17 protein-coding genes are annotated in these 18631 nt (G+C 34.8%); 4 read left to right on the top strand and 13 right to left on the bottom strand.

All coding sequences use genetic code 11. From position 1 onward, the window contains the following. The first annotated feature begins 50 nt into the window (after positions 1-50). From AC27H3_RS11765 to AC27H3_RS11755, 3 genes are all read left to right on the top strand, one after another. Positions 51-1238 (top strand): CDP-glycerol glycerophosphotransferase family protein, encoded by a 1188-nt coding sequence (locus AC27H3_RS11765; RefSeq protein ID WP_487106441.1) that lies wholly within the window; start codon positions 51-53, stop codon positions 1236-1238. Positions 1239-1250: 12 nt separating this feature from the next. Further along, on the top strand, positions 1251-1643 hold the full coding sequence (locus AC27H3_RS11760) for an FAD synthase family protein (protein WP_487106440.1): 393 nt from the start codon (positions 1251-1253) through the stop codon (positions 1641-1643). Between the two features lie 240 nt (positions 1644-1883). Next, entirely contained in the window at positions 1884-3080 is a 1197-nt protein-coding gene (locus AC27H3_RS11755) for a polysaccharide pyruvyl transferase family protein (protein WP_487106438.1), read from the top strand. Between the two features lie 6 nt (positions 3081-3086). On the opposite strand, the gene AC27H3_RS11750 is transcribed toward AC27H3_RS11755, so the two are convergent. The 13 genes from AC27H3_RS11750 to AC27H3_RS11690 form a co-directional block, all read right to left on the bottom strand. Next, entirely contained in the window at positions 3087-3866 is a 780-nt protein-coding gene (locus AC27H3_RS11750; protein ID WP_487106436.1) for a hypothetical protein, read from the bottom strand. Positions 3867-3969: 103 nt separating this feature from the next. Further along, positions 3970-5058 carry an acyltransferase family protein gene (locus AC27H3_RS11745; protein WP_487106435.1) on the bottom strand — a complete coding sequence of 363 codons (1089 nt, stop codon included), beginning with the start codon at positions 5056-5058 and terminating at the stop codon, positions 3970-3972. Between the two features lie 103 nt (positions 5059-5161). After that, positions 5162-6670, bottom strand: coding sequence for an oligosaccharide flippase family protein (locus AC27H3_RS11740; protein WP_487106433.1), 1509 nt, complete (start codon positions 6668-6670; stop codon positions 5162-5164). 78 nt (positions 6671-6748) lie between these two features. Further along, positions 6749-7672 (bottom strand): glycosyltransferase family 2 protein, encoded by a 924-nt coding sequence (locus AC27H3_RS11735; protein ID WP_487106431.1) that lies wholly within the window; start codon positions 7670-7672, stop codon positions 6749-6751. Positions 7673-7694: 22 nt separating this feature from the next. After that, positions 7695-8777: a glycosyltransferase family 4 protein gene (locus tag AC27H3_RS11730; protein ID WP_487106429.1), complete on the bottom strand. Its 1083-nt coding sequence runs from the start codon at positions 8775-8777 to the stop codon at positions 7695-7697. A gap of 20 nt (positions 8778-8797) precedes the next feature. Beyond that, the gene (locus AC27H3_RS11725; RefSeq protein ID WP_487106427.1) at positions 8798-10144 is read right to left on the bottom strand and encodes a phenylacetate--CoA ligase family protein; all 1347 of its coding nucleotides are present in this window, start codon (positions 10142-10144) and stop codon (positions 8798-8800) included. 2 nt (positions 10145-10146) lie between these two features. Next, complete coding sequence (locus tag AC27H3_RS11720; RefSeq protein WP_487106425.1) at positions 10147-11145, bottom strand: polysaccharide deacetylase family protein; 999 nt, start codon at positions 11143-11145, stop codon at positions 10147-10149. 16 nt (positions 11146-11161) lie between these two features. Next, on the bottom strand, positions 11162-12319 hold the full coding sequence (locus AC27H3_RS11715; RefSeq protein WP_487106423.1) for a hypothetical protein: 1158 nt from the start codon (positions 12317-12319) through the stop codon (positions 11162-11164). Next, a complete protein-coding gene (locus tag AC27H3_RS11710; RefSeq protein ID WP_487106421.1) occupies positions 12319-13461 on the bottom strand; it encodes a glycosyltransferase family 2 protein in 1143 nt (380 codons plus the stop codon). The genes AC27H3_RS11715 and AC27H3_RS11710 overlap by 1 nt, the downstream gene beginning before the upstream one ends. Then, positions 13461-13973 carry a serine O-acetyltransferase gene (locus AC27H3_RS11705; RefSeq protein ID WP_487106419.1) on the bottom strand — a complete coding sequence of 171 codons (513 nt, stop codon included), beginning with the start codon at positions 13971-13973 and terminating at the stop codon, positions 13461-13463. The genes AC27H3_RS11710 and AC27H3_RS11705 overlap by 1 nt, the downstream gene beginning before the upstream one ends. Continuing rightward, entirely contained in the window at positions 13970-14950 is a 981-nt protein-coding gene (locus AC27H3_RS11700; protein WP_487106418.1) for a glycosyltransferase, read from the bottom strand. The genes AC27H3_RS11705 and AC27H3_RS11700 overlap by 4 nt, the downstream gene beginning before the upstream one ends. A 135-nt stretch (positions 14951-15085) precedes the next feature. Then, positions 15086-16288 carry a TIGR04063 family PEP-CTERM/XrtA system glycosyltransferase gene (locus tag AC27H3_RS11695; RefSeq protein ID WP_487106416.1) on the bottom strand — a complete coding sequence of 401 codons (1203 nt, stop codon included), beginning with the start codon at positions 16286-16288 and terminating at the stop codon, positions 15086-15088. 65 nt (positions 16289-16353) lie between these two features. Then, positions 16354-17763, bottom strand: a complete 1410-nt coding sequence (locus AC27H3_RS11690; protein ID WP_487106414.1) for a TIGR03013 family XrtA/PEP-CTERM system glycosyltransferase — start codon at positions 17761-17763, stop codon at positions 16354-16356. Between the two features lie 241 nt (positions 17764-18004). Here AC27H3_RS11690 and AC27H3_RS11685 point away from each other — a divergent pair, with 241 nt between their 5' ends. Beyond that, entirely contained in the window at positions 18005-18628 is a 624-nt protein-coding gene (locus AC27H3_RS11685; protein WP_233131453.1) for an XrtA/PEP-CTERM system exopolysaccharide export protein, read from the top strand. Positions 18629-18631 lie beyond the last annotated feature (3 nt).

The raw sequence follows: 18631 nt of genomic DNA, 5'->3' as shown, positions 1-18631 counted from the left end.
ATTCCTAGTTAATGCAGTGTAAAGTTACCAAAAGATTATGAGTCACTTAAATGAAAAAAATTAAACTTATCGTCACATTACTAATAAATATTATTATTTACACTTTGGGGAACATTACTCCAAAGAATAAAAAAATATGGGTATTTAGTGCGTGGTTTGGCCAAAAATATAATGACAATCCAAAAGCATTTTTTGAATATGTGAATAAACACCATAAGCAAGAGATTAAAGTAGTTTGGATCTCTAAGAATTTTGATGTTATCAAGGAAGTTCAGCAATTAGGTTACATTGCTTATCATGAAAAAAGCTTATTAGGTATTTGGCATCAACTCAGAGCGAGCAAGGTTATAATTTGTCAATCTTTGCACGATGATCTATTTTCACCGTCTATAGGTAAGAAAACTAAAGTAATTCAGCTTTGGCATGGTATTCCTTTAAAAAAAATCATGTTTGATGCCTTCACAGAAAACAAAGAACCAAAAAATATATTTGGTCGATTTGTTGATTACTTGTCACCTTATAATAAACATAGAAATGACATAGTCATTTCTACCAGTAAATTAACTCAAACGACATTGGCTCAAGCTTTTAGAGTAGATAAATCACAAGTATTAACCTGTGGTTTTCCTCGCAATGATGTGTTTTTTGATAACATAAATAAAACTGAGAACAGCCCATTTAAATGTATCTATATGCCAACATTTAGAGGAGGAATAGCGTCAGAGTGTGATTTATTTGAGCGCTATGGTTTTGACTTTAAAACAATAGAAAACCAACTGGCTAAGCATAATATTCAATTAACACTACGCATGCATCCTGTAAATAAACCACCTATTCAAGTAGTTGAAGAAATCAAAAATTCTCCTGTAATTAAGCTCGATGCTGGCAACGACATTTATCAATCAATCAATCAATATGACTGTTTAATTACCGACTATTCAAGTATTTACTTTGATTTTTTATTATCCGACAAGCCAATTATTTTCGCTCCATTTGATTTAGACGAATACAAAAAACGTGAGCGGTCTCTTTATTTCGAATTTGAAGATGTAACACTCAAGCCTTATTGTTATTCTTGGAATGAGGTGCTGGAGCGCTTAATATCATTAAAAGAACATCAAACTAATGATGAATATAAAAATGAATATAAGGCTTTAAAAAATCAATTTCATGAAAAGGCTAATGATGGTGCTTGTCCTTTTTCCACTAAACTATTTAACTACTTAGACAGTAAATAAGGATATTAACTTATGAAAAGAGTCCTCACATTTGGTACATTTGATTTATTTCATATCGGTCATTTACAAATATTAAAAAGAGCGAAATCTTTGGGCTCATACTTAATTGTAGGGATATCTACAGACGCTTTAAATTTTTCTAAAAAACAACGTAATCCCATCTGTAATCAAACTCATCGAAGAGAAATAATTCAAGAGTTAAAGTGTGTTGACGAAGTTTTTTTTGAGGAATCTTTAGAGCTTAAACGCCAATATATTATTGATACTAAAGCCGATGTATTGGTGATGGGTGATGATTGGAAAGGACGCTTTGATGAGTTCAAAGATATTTGCGAAGTTATCTATTTACCTAGAACACCATCAATCTCAACAACTGAGCTTATAGAAATAGTTAGAGATATTTAGAGGGATGAGGGGTTAAAGCAAGTGAAACTGATTTTTTTGTAATTCCTGCTGGTTATCTTTTCGAATCGTAAAACCTTAAAATAACTTCCTACCTCTTCTTTATCTATCCAAATAAAGATACATCCAACGATGTGAAATACTGTATATCTCATCTGGAAACTATTTTTAATTTGTCATCTTTTGTTCATAAACGCTTGGTAGTTTAGCTGCAACCAACTTAAATTTTCCAGTTTTATTACTATGAATGATATTATTTTATATGGTGCTTTTGATAGGCACAATTATGGTGATTTATTATTTCCTTTGATCATGGGACGTGTGATTAATGAACAATTCCCTGAAAAAAAAGTATTAATTGCAGGTTTAATTAATAGTGATTTATCTACCTACGGTGCGAAAAAGACAATCACAATAAAAAAAGCACTTAAAATGAGTAAGGATGATGCAACGTTAATTCTGGCTGGTGGCGATGTGGTAGCTTGCGATTGGCAATCAGCCTATGGATATCTTTTACCAAAGTCCCTTTTCCCATTATATGAGCGTATAGCTTGTTATTACTTCCCTAAGTTCACACAGTATTTAACCTCTCGTCTTGTGGGTTTAACCTCTGATTTACCATTCAATTTAAGTCGTAATGACATAGGAACTTCAAGAAAAGTTATTTACAATTCAGTGGGAGCTACAGGCGTTTCAAATGTTACTAAGGAGCATGATATATATGCTCTATATAAGCTAATGAATGAGACTAATTTTGTTTCTGTTAGGGATAAATTTTCTCAATCTCAATTAGAAAGAGTAGGTTGTTCTAAACCCAAACTAGCTCCTGACTCGGCTACGATTATGTCGTCTTATATACCTATCGACGAACTCGAGCAGAAGTCTTCATTTAAAACTAAAAGTATCATAGAAATGCATATCAACGGATATATAGTATTCCAAATATCTCAAGGACATGTAAGAGGTAAAGAAAAAGCATTTGCTGAAGCCCTATCTCAAACCAGTAAGGCTCTTAACTTACCTATAGTATTTATAGCAATAGGTAACGCAGCTGGCCACAATGACGTTATAGGCATTAATAAAGTTGCGTCTTTACTAGCGAGTGACATACCTTATAGCACTTATTTAAAAGGTAATATTTTTGATTTAATGAATATTATCCGTAACTCCTCTTGTTACTGCGGTAGTAGCCTACACGGTTTAATTACATCAATGTCTTTTGGTGTACCGAGAGTTGCATTACTTCCAACTTTGAGAAAACAAATTAATTACATGAAAACATGGGATCTCCCTCATATGCCTAGCGGTGTTTTGCCTGAAAATCTATCGGTATCTGTAGGCATTGCAATGGCTACTCCAACTAAAGACTTGAAACAATTGGGTCAACACTTAACAGATACTTACATGGAAAATTTTAGAAATATGAGTTTTAATTTTTAAGTCAAATTATAGTCCCGAACGACTTTTTAGTTCTGAAGATTCAATAGCATAGATTATATCAATGTAAGGCTGTGATAAAAGACACCAGAATATCTGACACTCTGGTTGTTTTAGCCTAATACAGGCGTTGTATATTTCATCACACATTGCTCTAATCTCTTCATCTTTTTTGCTCATTGAGTAAGCGATAATACCTGTATTCATTACCCTATTATTAGGAGAGTAGCCTTTCGTTAACTTAACATTAATAAAATCAATGGTTTTACTCATATGTTTAGCGTATCTTTCTTGGCCTTTCGCTTCTTCTACTTCATGCCATATTGTAGGTTTAAGCTTTGCTTCATACCTTATAAGGATACCCTTTTGATTCTTTTCTATTATATGGTTTATATCGTCGGTAATTCGTCGGCTATCCATATATATAAGATGCTCAAAGTAGTTGAAATTAATATTATTTATCTGCAGAAACTTAACTTTCTTAGCAAGTAATGATGAAGCGATACTTTCTCCATTATCAATATCCCCTTCTACAAAACAAAAATGCCACCCCTTAAACTCAACTTCTTTTTTTAATGTTTTATTATTTGAATAAAAATAACAGTTCTCTATACCGTAAGGCGAATGTGGAATAATGGATATAAACCCCAACGCATCTAAAATTTTAAAAGGCAGAAGGTTTTTAATACTCGCATATATCCACTGTTTACAGGTGAGGAGTGAATTAATTTTTAGCGGTAAATTAAATTTATGACCAAACCAGCAGGATAATACAGCGACGTTTTTCATTTTTCCTTCCTTACCCATTTAGTTTTTCAAGCCAGTGATGTGGGAATGAACATTTGATACGAGACAGTTAATATTTTTGGTTTAAAAGTCTAAAAATACAGTATCATTTAAGCTTAAATGACACTTTTCCTTTTAATTTCAATGCCTTTTTTTCAATCAAATGCCAAGAAAAGTAAGATAAAAATATAGTCACAATAAAAGAATAAATACACAGTGCTAAAACACCAACCTCTGGTATAAAAGCAATAACACTTTGTTGTACTGGCCATGCGTAAATATAAATACCATAAGAATAATCACCATATTGATTAAATTTACGTATGTAACCTCTAGGTATATATGCGATATAAAATATCACATAAAATATAGTCAAATTATAAACAATAAAAAACAGTTCTGTGTTTATAGATGAAGCTAGCAATGTGAGTACAACAGGATAAAATATTCGTTTCGAAAGTACTAAATTATCTTTAAAAATATAGCATGCTGTCCCTATAAAAAATAACGAATAAAGCCTAAAATCTTCGGATGCAAAATATGAAATAGGTAAGAAATTAGAAAAGTGATTAGATATATAAATTAGCATACCCAAAATAGGAATTAGTAAATATATTAAACGTTCATTTAACGCGCCATTTGACCAAATAAGTAATCGATTGATAACAATACTGAAAAAAACTAAAAGGCAGTAGGCTTTAACCTCGAATGGTAATGTCCACAAAGAACCATTAACAACTCCTGGCCAAGGTAATGATTCAAATACGCCTGGTAAGCGGGGTTCTTCGCCAAAGAAAAGTACTGTATTTTTGAACAGAAAAAAGTATGTTTGACTATCTGTTAAATATTGCACTAATGAGTAACTTGTGAAATATGTTCCGACAATAAACACACAGAATAATACAGCTACAAATAAACCAGGATATATACGAAGAAACCTTGCCCATAAAAAGGTCGTTAAGTTTTTTTTCAAAAACAAACTATTAGCGATTAAAAAACCGCTTGAAATAAAAAAAATATCAACAGCGATATGCCCAAATGACATATTTACTAATTGTTTGAAGGGCTCTTTAGAATTATTACCTATAGACAGCGCATAGCTATGGCTCAGCAAGACACCGAAGGCGGCAATAAACCGGATTAAATTAAAGTTATTATCTCTCGACTCTAAAAAACAGCTTAAACATTTTCCCAAAACTTATTCTCCAATAGAGCGTTATATAGCGCTAGCATTAATCCGTTAATAATTTTGTTCAAACTTAAGTACTTTTTCTCAAATAGCTTTATACAATCCAATCTTACTTTCTAGAAAGTACTTTTTTACTTATAGATATAAAGTAGTCCCCGGATATCTTTCTCAAGTTTTTATCTAACACCAATAACCAGCTAAGCACTAAGAATATAGCAAAGCTCGCTGCGCCATATAAAACAAGTTCAAACCAAGAAATCTTAGTCATAACCGATAGTGCAAGCCATAAACCGACACCAAAAACTAAAGCATTCGCCATAAAGAGTTTACGTATAATTAAATAAAGCTTTAATTTATTATAGAAACTATACAACCATAAACTGAGTACAACATTAGCAATAAACGAACCAATAGAGGTGCCTATAGCAACCCCTATAAGTCCATACTTCAAGCCTAATACTATCGATAATGAAATATTAGTTATTGCCCCAAAAAGGCTAACCAATGAAATATATTGATGCTGAGCTTGTGCAAGTAGCACTTGATTAACCGATGTATAAATTGATTGGCAAAAGAAGGTAAAAATTAGAAAATAAAGAATATTGGCCGCAGGTTCAAATTCTTCGCCTACCCAAAGAACAATAAAGGCTTTACCTAGAATAATTAAAGGTGCTGAAAACAACGTAGCAAAAAATAAGTTAATCATTATCGCGTTATGAAACAAATCATCTAAATTTTCATTTTTCGACATTTTTTTCATAAAAACAGGAGATAAAAAGCCATTCACTGTAAAAACAAAAGACTTAATGTGTTCAGCTAAACGGTTAGCAACGCCATAAACAGCAACAGATGAAAGACCTATAAGCTTTGTAACAATGAAGGGATCGGCTTTCGAATTTAAGGTATTAGCAACCCCATTAGCAACTACGTGTTTAGAGAAAGCGAATAATGATTTTAACTCTTCTTTAGACACTAACTTGAAACTAAACTTCATCGCTGGATAAAGTTTTTTTATGTAATAAATCTTGACCCCATTTGTTAATACGTCGGCAAACAAGGTTGCGATGATTGCCCCCCAAATATTCATGCTCGGTATTAATAAAAATATCAAAATAGACTTTATTAGTACATTAACCATGACCAAATTTGAATCAATATCGAGTCTTAAAAAAGCAGTAATGAAACCATGAAAAGGGTTCATTAAAAAATCCATCAATATTTTTGCTGATAAGATAAATAAAGCCATTTTTAATGCATCTGCATCGACTGTTGATCCAAAGAAATCAGCAGAAAACAAAGCAACACAAGCCAGCAAAGTTGCAGCAGCAAAGCCTAAACAACCAAAAAGTACAATACTTGTTGAAAAGACAGTATTCACTTCTACAGGATCATCCTTCTCTAACGCTAGTATGGTATGGCGTTGAACTGCTGACGGAAAACCAAGTTCAATAATATTGAACCAGCCGATTATGGAAAGGATTAACAACCAAAAGCCGTAACCATTAGCACCAAGTACATTGATAAAATAAGGAGTAAGTAATAACGAGGATACAACTAATACAATTCTTTCTATAAATCGAAAAACTGAACTCTTAAAAAATAGTTTTTTAGTACTCATCTTTCAGTGCTCGTGGGAAAACATTCATAATTAACTCTTTGTGGATAATAAATTTGAACTATAACGCTATTAAAAATGTTAAGCAGCACGTTTTATTTTTTGCATAAATCGCCAAATAAAATTAGGCACTGTTTTAAACAACTTACCCTTTATAGACAATTTGCTGTTATTTTTCAGTAACGACGCTTTTAATAGCGTGTCACCCGCTAAATTAAACATGCCATTATAAATATAGGTATTGGCATATCTAACATGTAAATTCTGCTTTATTTCATCCCAATCAACCGATTTGTTATGTTTCTCAGCCATAGGTTGAATTTTATCCAAGCAGACTAACTCAGCGGCATGCATTTTTTCTTCATTTGATGAATAGTTGTCACCATGAAATACATGAATGGCTAAATGCTCAGGCACAAAATCAAGTTCACACACTAGCGAGAGTTTTAACCAAGCTAACCAGTCATCTACTCCCATCAAGCTGCGCTCTTCGTCAAATGCTTTCGTTTCTTGTAATAAGCTTCTGCGTGCAACAGCTGTACAGCACGTGAACATGTTGACTTGTATAAGCTTGTCGAATACATCGCCACGATATTTACGTTCGAAGCTCGGTTTATCTTGCTTATTAAGATGGGCATAATCAGCAATGGCGCCACAATAAACTAGACCTACTTTAGAGTTTTCAAAAAGTGGTACTTGTTTCGATAACTTAGTAGGCAGCCAAAAGTCGTCCTGATCACAAAAAGCGACTAATTCTCCATTTGCCCTTTCAATGCCATAGTTGCGTGCAGCCGCTACACCACCATTTTGCTTGTGGAAGCCTTTAATATTGCTGTTGTTGTCAACTAAGGTATTTATCAGCTGCTCAGAGCCATCTTTACTACCATCGTTGATCAGTATTATTTCAAAGTTATGATAGTCTTGCTCTAAAATCGTTTTAACCGTTGCTTCTAAATATTCATCACCGTTATAAACGGGTATGACAACAGAAACTAATACGCTCATGCAAAGTCCTTAATAATTCAATTTAGTCAGCTAAATAAAGCTTCATATATTTTTGTGCAACAGTTTCCAGAGAATAGTTTTGAACTACCAGTTGATAGGCTTCATTACCCCATTTTTCAATTAACTCTGGTGTGGCGGCTATCTCCGTTAACAATTTTGAAAGCGCTGTATCATCATCATAGTTAAATAACTGACCTGTAACATTGCTTTGTACTAGTTTGGGATTTCCACCTACATTAGTTGCCAATATCGGTATGTGTCGTGCCATAGCCTCTAAAATAGCAATAGATAGACCTTCCATCTCTGAAGTTACTACCATTACATCAATGTGTTTGTATATACTCTCTCGGTCAACTAGCATGCCATGAAAATGTATGCTTGCAGATAGGTTACTTTCAGCCGCCGCTGATTTTAATAATTCCTCACAAGGGCCATTACCAAAGAAGTGAATGTCGAATTTACTTGCTAACTCTTTTGGCACTTTTGCTAAAGCTCGTAGCAAACAGATTTGATTTTTTAAGGGAACCATTCTGGCAACAGAGCCTAGTTTAATTTTAGCCTGTTGTTCATTCAGTGGTTTCTGATGATTTTCTTGCGGTATTAAAATGCCATTATCAACAACAGATTGTGGTTTGTTCTGCCAATTATTAACTTTGCCAAAAACAGCTTGCCCTTCATTTGAGACAAAGGTGATTTGGTCGACGATAAATTGCGTAATTTTATGCATAACACGCCATTTAAGTTGATTAAATGGTTCAGCTCCGTGGCGCGTATAAATAACTGTTTTTCGTTTGCATAGCATTGGGCTATAACAAGTAAATAATAGAGTGAAAGGCGAATGAAAGTGCAAAATATCAAATTCGTTAATCACACGCTGAATAGTTTTTATTTTTTCTGTTCGGCTGCCTTCAACAAAATGTACAGGGATATCGTTTTTTATGCATTCAGCAACTAAAACATCATCCTGTTCACCAAAAGATAAAATAGCACTATTAAGCTTTAGTGACTGCCGCTGCTCAATGGCTAAGTCGATAACAAAACGCTCTGCACCGCCTATATTTAAGCTAGACAATATATGCAGAACACTTTTAGGCTTACTATCCACGTTTTCTCCTAAGGCACTTTCTATACTTTGCACACGGTTACTCGTCTTTTACCTGAAGGTGTCAGAGGGATATCATCTACAATATCAAATTTAATGATTAAGCTACCTTCTGAATATTTATTGATTATTTTTTCTATTGGCTGAAAGTCAGGCGATGTACTTTGTGCGTTGAGCACTATTTTTACATTAATGGCTTCGAGTTCAGTTTGCACCACTTGAAACTTTGCAATCCAAGTGAAGTCTTTAAACATATGTGGAAATAATTCACCCGGAAGTAATTGGCCATTCGGGCATTTTATAATATCGAGCTTGCGCCCGTCGACTGAGTTCATCATAGGCAGCGGGTTACCACAGTCGCATGTGTCTTTTGATAACGTGGCACAATCACCGTTGAGATATCGAATGAGTGGCATACCGTAATTGGTTAAATCTGTAATGGCTATATCGCCGCTTTGTTCAACAACACTTTTCCCATCAACAAGCGTTTCAACCACTAATTGATCAATATTAATGTGTAAGCCTTGCTGCTTTTTACATTCTGAAGAAATAAGCATAACTTCACGGCAGCCATAAGTATTATGAACAGGACAACTAAAGGCTTTTTCAATTAATTCTCTTTGATGTTCATAAAGCGCTTCAGCACCGGTAACAATGGTATTGGGCTGATGCATTTTAATTTTATTAGCAATAATATATTTTGCTAATTCAACTAAAGGGTTTACGTAGCTAACAATTGCATCGGGCTTTATTTTATTGATGCGTTTTACATACTCATCAATATTGCTGTTATTCATCTCAAAAGAGTTCAGTATGTAGTTATTGAAAAAGCGATGATAAAGGCTTTCTTTGAGCTGACGAAAGGCTGACACATTGCCTAAGCTAGCACCCCACAAATATACAGCTTTAGTGCCTAAGTCAGCGCCCACTTCGCCGTACCCTCTCCATGCTATGGCTAACCTTTCTTCATGGCTAGCCATGTTTAATTCAAAGTGAAATGGCTGCCCGGTTGAACCACCGGTAGATTTTTTTATATTTGTGGCTTTATTACAAGCAGGAACAAGTTCGTCATAGTAAGTCATCACGTCTTGTTTCGTTAATGCGGGTAATGTTGAGAACTTCTCTAAGCTATCTATTTGCTCAACAGATTCAATACCAGCACTTTGCCAAACTCGCTTGTAGTAAGGCACGTTGCTCCAGCAAAAATGTAATAGCTTTTCTAGTTGCTGCCATTGGTATGATTTAAGCTCGTCTTGTGTCCACGTTAAACGCTTATTAGCTTGAGATACCTTTTCTACAACGTGACTTTTTTTCAAGGTGGTGTAATAGAAAGGAAATAGTACTTTACGAAAAATTTTTCTATAATTCATTTTTACTTCCAAACACTTTTATGCAGCTTTTTTAAATAAAGCTTTAATACTTTATAAGGGAATTGCATACCATTACAATTACTGTCGACGGATATTCTCTCGATAGAAAACTCATTTAAATGTTCAGAGGTATTAATACCAGCGATAAAAGAAAATGACATCTGATAATATTTTTTAATAATATCGATGGTATCAACTGTAAAACTGTCTTTACCGCCTACAGGGTAAGCAAAGGCTGTTATATTTATATCCAGTTCTTTATCTATAGTTTCTTTTGAGATCTTAGCTTCGAGATCTTGTTCATCAATACTTAAATGCGACATGATTCTGTGGCTGCAGGTTTGTGAACCAAAACTCATACCCGCATTTTGCATTTCTCTCGCCATATCCCAAGTCATAAATAAAGGTTCATTGTTCACAAGTTCATCATTAGGTATGTATAATTTTTGCTCTAATTCGAGAAGTATTTCTTGAATAGTGGAACCATTATTTATTTTTACAATATCTAGCACTTTTCTTATGCTTGTCGGTACATCCTCTTTAGATAGAGTAATTACATCAGGCCAATTATTAAGTTTAATTTCATCAACTTGAGCATGACGAACCAAGTAAGCAATTCTATCCCACCATGGAATTTCGGCATTATTCATAAAATCTGTTGCCAAGAAAAAAGTAGCTGATATTTCATTATTCTGTAGTATAGGAAACGCTTTAGTGTAGTTGTCAATGTAGCCGTCATCAAAGGTAATTAACGCATATCTTTTATCTGTAATTTTTCCTTTAAATATTACGGGGAGATCTTCAAGCGTAACGACAGTGAAACTCTTTTTAATATATTGCATATGTTCAGCAAAATGAGCTTCATTACAGCTAAAAACATTAGGATCGTATTCAGTAAGACTAGCTTCGCCAATTCTATGGTAATTAAAACAATAGAGTCCATTGGGCAATACCGCATCAGCAATAAGTTTACTCAACTTATGTTTAACATTTGTTAGCATCCTAGCTCCCATACAACTACAACTGTTTAAATGTTGGTTTAGCTAAAATAAAGTCTCTGTACTCATTTGGATTGCCGTTTTTCCCCGCCTCAGCGGCTTTGGCAATATTGTACATCTCTCTTGCTGATACATAATGTAGTACATAATTTTTGCCATCGTTATATTTGGTTTCTAAATAACTATGCATATCATGGCGGGGTTGTCCTAACAAAGTATCCATATCATTTTCTTGTGTGCCATGAGTATGCACTTTTATGAACGTCCATTCTGGTCTGCCTTTCACATGGATGTGTGAACTAACCCATTGATCAATTCTGCTTTTAAGTGGCGGACAGGCTTTTCTGACATCAGCATTTTCAACATGAGGTAAACCTTTGGGTGTTCTCCACTTAAAGTTAATACCAATAGGGCCTTGAATAAGCATGACATCACCAGACTCAGCTTTGTCCACTTCAACATCAATACCGGTATCATGACTTTTACATTTACCTGGTCGTCCTTCGGCATAATAAATAGCATTAACTTTACTAGTTTGCGCTGGGCTAGGCGTTGCAGGTAATGTCATATCAACATAACAACCAGTTCTATTTAGTAGCGCTAGTTCATTATCGATACCGCACATATAACCATCGGGAAGTGAGTTATCTAGTGACCAGTTACCATGGATAAAAGCATACATTATTTGCCCTGTGTCTGGATGAACAGGTAACGCATTATGATCATGGTGTAAGATATTGGCAAAATCTGTCATGACCTTAGTAAAGTTTTCTGGCGTATCTTTATCATGATGCAAGTGAATTTCTATTTCACCAAAACCGCGGTAACACATATCAGATAGCTTAGCTAAATGCTCATGTCTGTATTCTTCTTGTGGATAAAAGAAAGAGTGTTGAGGCATGTGGCCATCAGCATCTTTATGTTGCTCAGCCATTAATGGATAGTCTTTAAACCAACGATCGACACGTGCACGTTCTAGCTCAATATTATCTCGATTTTTCCACTGTGGTTCAAAGTGATCAACAAAGCAAAACAAAACATGTACTGGGCCATCAACTTTTGGTCTGCTTATTACATTTTTCAGGTATGAAACAAACCAAATGTCCATATTTTTCTTTTTGAGTATCATCCAAAAAGCCACTAAACCTAAAACGAATAAAACTAGAAAAGCATACATTATTTTTTATCTCCTGAACGAGCTGTTCTCTGCCAGCCACCGCTTTGATGTCCTTTCAAAAACTTTAAGAAACCTTGTCCTAAGGCAATATTCATCGATAAGAAAAAACTGACTATTGCAATAATCCCGCTAACTTTATCACCATTATCTATTTTTTTCTGACCATAAAGGCCGATTGCATAAAACAGTATTTGACCAATAAACAACAAATTATAAAATGGCGCACCTAGCAATGCTAAATTTGTTAAAAATATAACCAACATTAAATGCGGTGCGAACCACCGTAATACTTTATGCGACCAATAACATAAGCTAAACCAACCTTGCAAAGGTGATAGTGCCCATGTGTTAACCATAAAGGCTTTATAGTTACCAACACCTATTCTTACTCTACGACCGAACTCTTCTTTGAGTGAAGGGGCGACTTCTTCTGTTGCAATGGCAAGGTCGTTGTATAACACTTGGTATCCCTGCTTTTTAACATTCATAACGATACAAAAGTCATCAACGACTGTGTCTTTCGATAACGGCATATAGAGTTCGCGTTTAATTGCATAAATAGCACCGTTAGCCCCCAACAAGCCACCTAACGCTGACTCGTACTTTTTAAGGAGTTGCTCATATTGCCAATAAAGTCCGTCTTGGTTTTGGTTGCCGTCATCAGTTTCTAGGATTAATTCACCTGAAACAGCGCCAACTTGATCAGTAAAGCTTCTTATAAGTATATCAATTGCATCGGCCTTAAAGTCAGTATTAGCATCGGTTAACACCAAGTAATCAGCATTTGATTGCGCAATAAGATCGTTTAAAACAGATATTTTCCCTCTATTTTCAGGAAAATTAAAAGCTTTAACGCGAGGGTCGGTAAAACTCGTGATGATTTCACCGGTATTATCCTTACTACCGTCTGATGCAACAAATATGTTCAGTTCGCCAGCGTAATCCTGCGCTAAAGCATTTTCTATGCGTGCTTTTATGCAAGACTCTTCGTTATAGGCCGCAATGATAATATCAACACTTGGGTATTCTTTTAATTCTTGTAAAGTAATGCTTTTAGGCTTGATGAATAGCTTTAGTAGCAAGGGATAAATAAAGTATGAATATACTAATAAACATAATGAAAGCCAAAAGATGATTAACATTATTTATCACCTTTGTTTATTATTTTTGCCGGTATACCTACTGCAGTAACATTACTTGGAAGACTTTTTACCACGACCGCATTTGCGCCAATTTTCACATTATCTCCAATGCTAATACCACCAATAATTTTTGCACCAGCACCTATAAAGATATTACTGCCTAATATTGGTGCCTGACCTTTTTCATCACCAATAACTACACCGCTTTCCACCACAATATTTTTTCCGCCAATAACTTTAGAATTTATCACTACACCTACAGGGTGCATAATTACGAACCCTTGTTCAAACGTAGCTCCTGCGCCTATTACACAACCATTAATTACTCTATTTAACCACAAGGAAATGAGTGCTAAAGGTGATAGCTTGTATTTAATAAGCCAACTAGTTAAACGAAATAATACATTAGCTGAGGTGCCATCACTCACTATTGTACGTAACATGGAGACTTGATAACCTTCATCTGTTAAAACTTGTTGTTTTTGTCTTATGTCTCTTTTTAGATATTTCATGAACCTTCCATTTTATCTAAAACATGTTGGACATTTCTTTCCCAATCAAAGTTTTCTGCATGCTTAAGAATAGCTTGAGTTGACCATTTTATAGTCAATGATTTTTCCATTGCACTTGCCAACATTAATTCATTTTTTGCATCAACGATTAACCCTACTTCATTGTTGACTACTTCTGGGATACCACCAACACGTGTCGATATTACCGGTGTACCACTAGCAAATGCTTCCAACAACACGTTTGGAACACCTTCACGGTAACTTGGTAAAACTAAAATGTTTGCATGGCGAATAAATTCAGCCACTTTTGATAAGACTACAGAACCTTGTAAACGAATACTATCTGTGAAACCAGATTGACTAATTTTCTCAGCCAATATTTTTTTCATTGGCCCTTCACCTATAATATCTAACTCTATTTCAGGGTGTTTATGTTTAACTTGAATAAATGCTGAAAGTAGCTCATTACAGCCTTTTGTTTCAATTAAACTACCAACAAAAACAAAATGCTGATGATGCGGCTTCTGATCCACAGGGTAGAAAACCTCAGGATTTACACCGTTATAGTTAACGGCTAATTTATGTTTGTTAATTCCTGTTTTTTGCAAGACATCAGCTAGGGCTTGGCTCGCACAAAAAATAGTATTAGCCTTATTGAGCCATTTTTTCATTAAAGCACTGCGTGCTGGGTATTGACTATTTTCATTAACATCAGTGCCATGAACTTTCACATACAAAGGTAACTTGATAAATTTATTTAACATTGAAACAGCAACAGCATCGGGAAATCCCCAGGAGGCTAAAATTCCAGAAAACTGTTGTTTCTTGATCCAAGGTAAATAAAAGAGTAATGATAAAAATTGAAAGGTCGGCACTAAGCGACGACCGAATTTAGGAATATAAAAATATGGACAATATTTAATATTTGATGTGTTATTGCATGCTTTGCGATGACCTAACCATTCTTTCCATGTCAACAATATAACTATATTAACTGTTAAGTGTTTACTTAGTAGGTCAAATTGCTGTTTATTAAAACTTGCTCTGTTTGGTCCCCACGGAACCGGATACAAATTGGTTATAATTAGTATTGACTTGTTTTCCTCAGGCATTTATTTAGTTAGCCTTTCGTAAACAGGTAAATACTGTTTAGCGGTATTTAACCAGTTGCGATTTTCACGAACAAACAGCAAGCCTTGCTCACTAATTTTATTCAGTAATACTTTGTTATCGATAACTTCAATAATTTTACTAGCTAACTCGCTAGCATTGTCAGCAGGAAATAAAAAACCAGTTTCACCATCATTAATTAACTCGCGGTGGCCACCTATATCTGAAGCAATAACCGGTTTAAATTGAGCCATAGATTCTAAAGGTTTTAAGGGTGTAACTAACTCGGTTAATCGAATGCTTTCTCGAGGAAAGACCATAACGTCAGCCAAACTGTAATAACGACTAACTTGATCAAATGGGACTCTGCCCACGAATGACACAAATTTCTCTAGCTTAGCTTGAGCAACTTGTTGTTTTAAATTTTCTAACTCGTTACCGGCACCAACAAGTAATAAATGAATATCATCACGACTTTTAGCAATAGTTTTCATAGCTTCTATTGCATAAGCTAATCCTTCATATTTAAAAAAAGTGCCAATAAATGCTACCACTTTTTTTCCAGATAAGCCTAAAGATCTTTCTAGCTCCGCATCTCGACTATATGAGGGTTGAAAATTTTCAATATCTACCGCATTAGGTGTAACAAATATTTTATTCTCGGGTATGTTACGTTTAATTATGTCGGCCTTTAAACCTTCACAAATACAACTAATCGCATCAACTTTTTCAAAGGCACTTTGCTCAATGGCTTTGATCATACGATACTTAAAACTACCTTCTTTGGTTTTTCCAGTGTCTACTGCCGCGTCTTCCCACAATGCTCTAACTTCATATGTCACCGGGATATTATATTTTTTCCCTACTTTTACTGCCGCTAGTGCATTGAACATTGGCGAATGGGTTTGAATAACCTCTGGCCTATCTTTTAGTACCGCTTTTTCAATTCGTTTAGCTAAATGACTGATGTGTGCGAGATAATTAATAAAAGGTATTTTAGATAAAAAAGAAGTCGATTGTTCGGTTCGCTGATAAACAACCCCTTCAACATCTTCTTCTAATGCTTTGAAATCTTGATAACGTTGACTTGTCAACTGATTGGTTATAATACCTATTTTTCGTTGATGACGAATAATGGCATCTGAACGCAAAGAGTAACCACTGATATTAGGCCTAGAATATTCCAATACGTGCAAAACTTTCAACTTATCTTACCTCTTTACAAAAACTTTAAACGAAAAATTTAACGAAAATAATAGAAAACTAAAAGCTATCTACCTTTTCCAAACAATACAATTTCAACCGTTCGAATTAAAATAAGTAAATCCAACATAAAACTGCGATGCTTAATATAATACAGATCGTACTTTAGCTTTTCTAAAGAGTCCTTTTCTGTAGCGCCATAAGGGTATTTAAGCTGTGCCCAACCAGTTAACCCAGGTTTAACGTTGTGACGTTCGTTGTAATATGGAATATTTTTAATTAACTGTTGAACAAATTGAGGACGCTCTGGGCGTGGGCCAACAAAGCCCATATCTCCTACCATTACGTTATAAATTTGAGGGAGTTCGTCAATACGATATTTGCGAAGGGCTTTACCGATGCGTGTTGTTCTATCGTCATCTTTGGCTGCCATTTGTGCGCCATTTTTTTCTGCATCTATTCGCATACTTCTAAATTTAACAATTCTAAAAGCTTGCCCGTCTAACCCTACACGCTCTTGCGAGTAAAATATGGGTGATTTCCAGCCATCTTCGAGCTTAATCAATAATGCGGTAATCAACATTACAGGCCATGTAACGAGGAATAAGAAAAACCCCATGGTGGCATTAAAAATCCAGTCTAAGGTGTTTCTTAAGTGATTCGCAGACGCAAAACCATTTGAATATATAACCCAACTTGGATAAATTAAATTAACTGCAATTTGACCTGTTTCACGCTCAATAAAATCTAATATTTCGGTTATTTCAACACCTCTAATTTTACAAGCAAATAGTTCATCTACTGGCAGGTTTTCTCGACGTTCATCATTGGCAACAACAATTTCATCAATTTGATGCTCTAGTGCATAATTAACCAATGAGCAGTCGAGTGTAATTCTGTTTTCGTTGACAATGCCATGTTCAGCATCGCCATTCATAACCACAAAGCCGTGCATAAAAAAACCTTGTCGGTCAACGTCACGACGCATTCGTTTCTCTATAATTGACGCTCGCTCACCTGCCCCTAATACGAGAATATTACGCTTATTAAAGCCAAAGAAATCAATTTGAAGGGTAAAATAACGTACTCCACAAACAAAAAAGAAGCTAATTAATGAAGCGACTGCAAGTAACTCAATGGCTAATGAGCCTGAGCCGTAAAATGGATTGAATAATGAGACAATAAAAAAGCCTATGGCAATTGAAACGAGTAAACGCCTTATTACACCTCGCAAACTTTCTCTCAATTTCGAGTCATAAAGGCCCATAGCAAGGCACGATAACTGCACTACTAAGGCGTAAACAACTGAATGAATAAAAAGAATATTCGTTGGCGTTTTTTGAGTATCGTGTTCAACAAACTGAAATACTTTATTTAGGTATAAGCTAAGTAAAAGTGCGCCAGCAAAGCAGATAAATTCGATTAACACTAAAGATTTACTACCCGCAGATAAATCACGAAATTTAGGGCTAGACATAAGGTAATAAAGTTCCTTTCTAGTATGAAGCACAGTTCATTATTAGATGTTTTTATTTTTTAAGCTGTATATTAGAATGGATTCACTGTGAAATGTAAACAAGAGACTATTTAAAATACTACATTTACAATATATTTACATAAATTAAATAATGTGCATCAATTGTAAAAATCAAATACAATCAATTAGCTTATATAAAATACGGTTATAAATAAATAAGGTTAAAACCATGGAAAAACGCATGACTACTACATTAAAAGCGATTTTATTTCTTACTTTTGGTTATATTTTAGCTGGTTGTAGCTCAGCTACATTGCCACCTGCCAAGCTTCATCAGTCGAATACAGTTGATGTTGACTCCTATAAATATTTAATTGGTGCTGGTGATGTGGTTAATATTTTTGTTTGGCGTAACCCTGAAGTTTCAGGCACATTTAAAGTCCGCCCCGATGGCATGATCACGACTTCTTTGGTTGAAGACATTCCTGTATCCGGTAAAACCCCAACCGAACTTGCCCGTTCAATTGAAGAAATACTAGCAACTTATTTACGAGAGCCCGTTGTTACCGTAACCGTAAACAACTTTGTAGGCCCTTTTAGTGAACAAATTCGTGTAATAGGTGAAGCTGCTCAACCGCAAGCCGTTAATTATATTCAACACATGACGTTACTTGATGTGATGATTCAGGTAGGTGGCTTAACTGAATTTGCTAACGGTAATGGTGCTAAGTTAGTCAGAATAGAAAATGGTCTTCAAAAACAGTATGAAATTTACATTGAAGACTTGATTAAAAATGGTGAAATATTAGCTAACGTTGATGTATTACCTGGCGATATTATTGTTATACCTGAAACATGGTTTTAAACA

The organism is Colwellia sp. NW0002-52-1 (genome assembly GCF_057550865.1).
The sequence above is the reverse complement of the archived record's forward strand: the minus strand, read 5'-3'. Positions and strand labels throughout refer to the sequence as shown.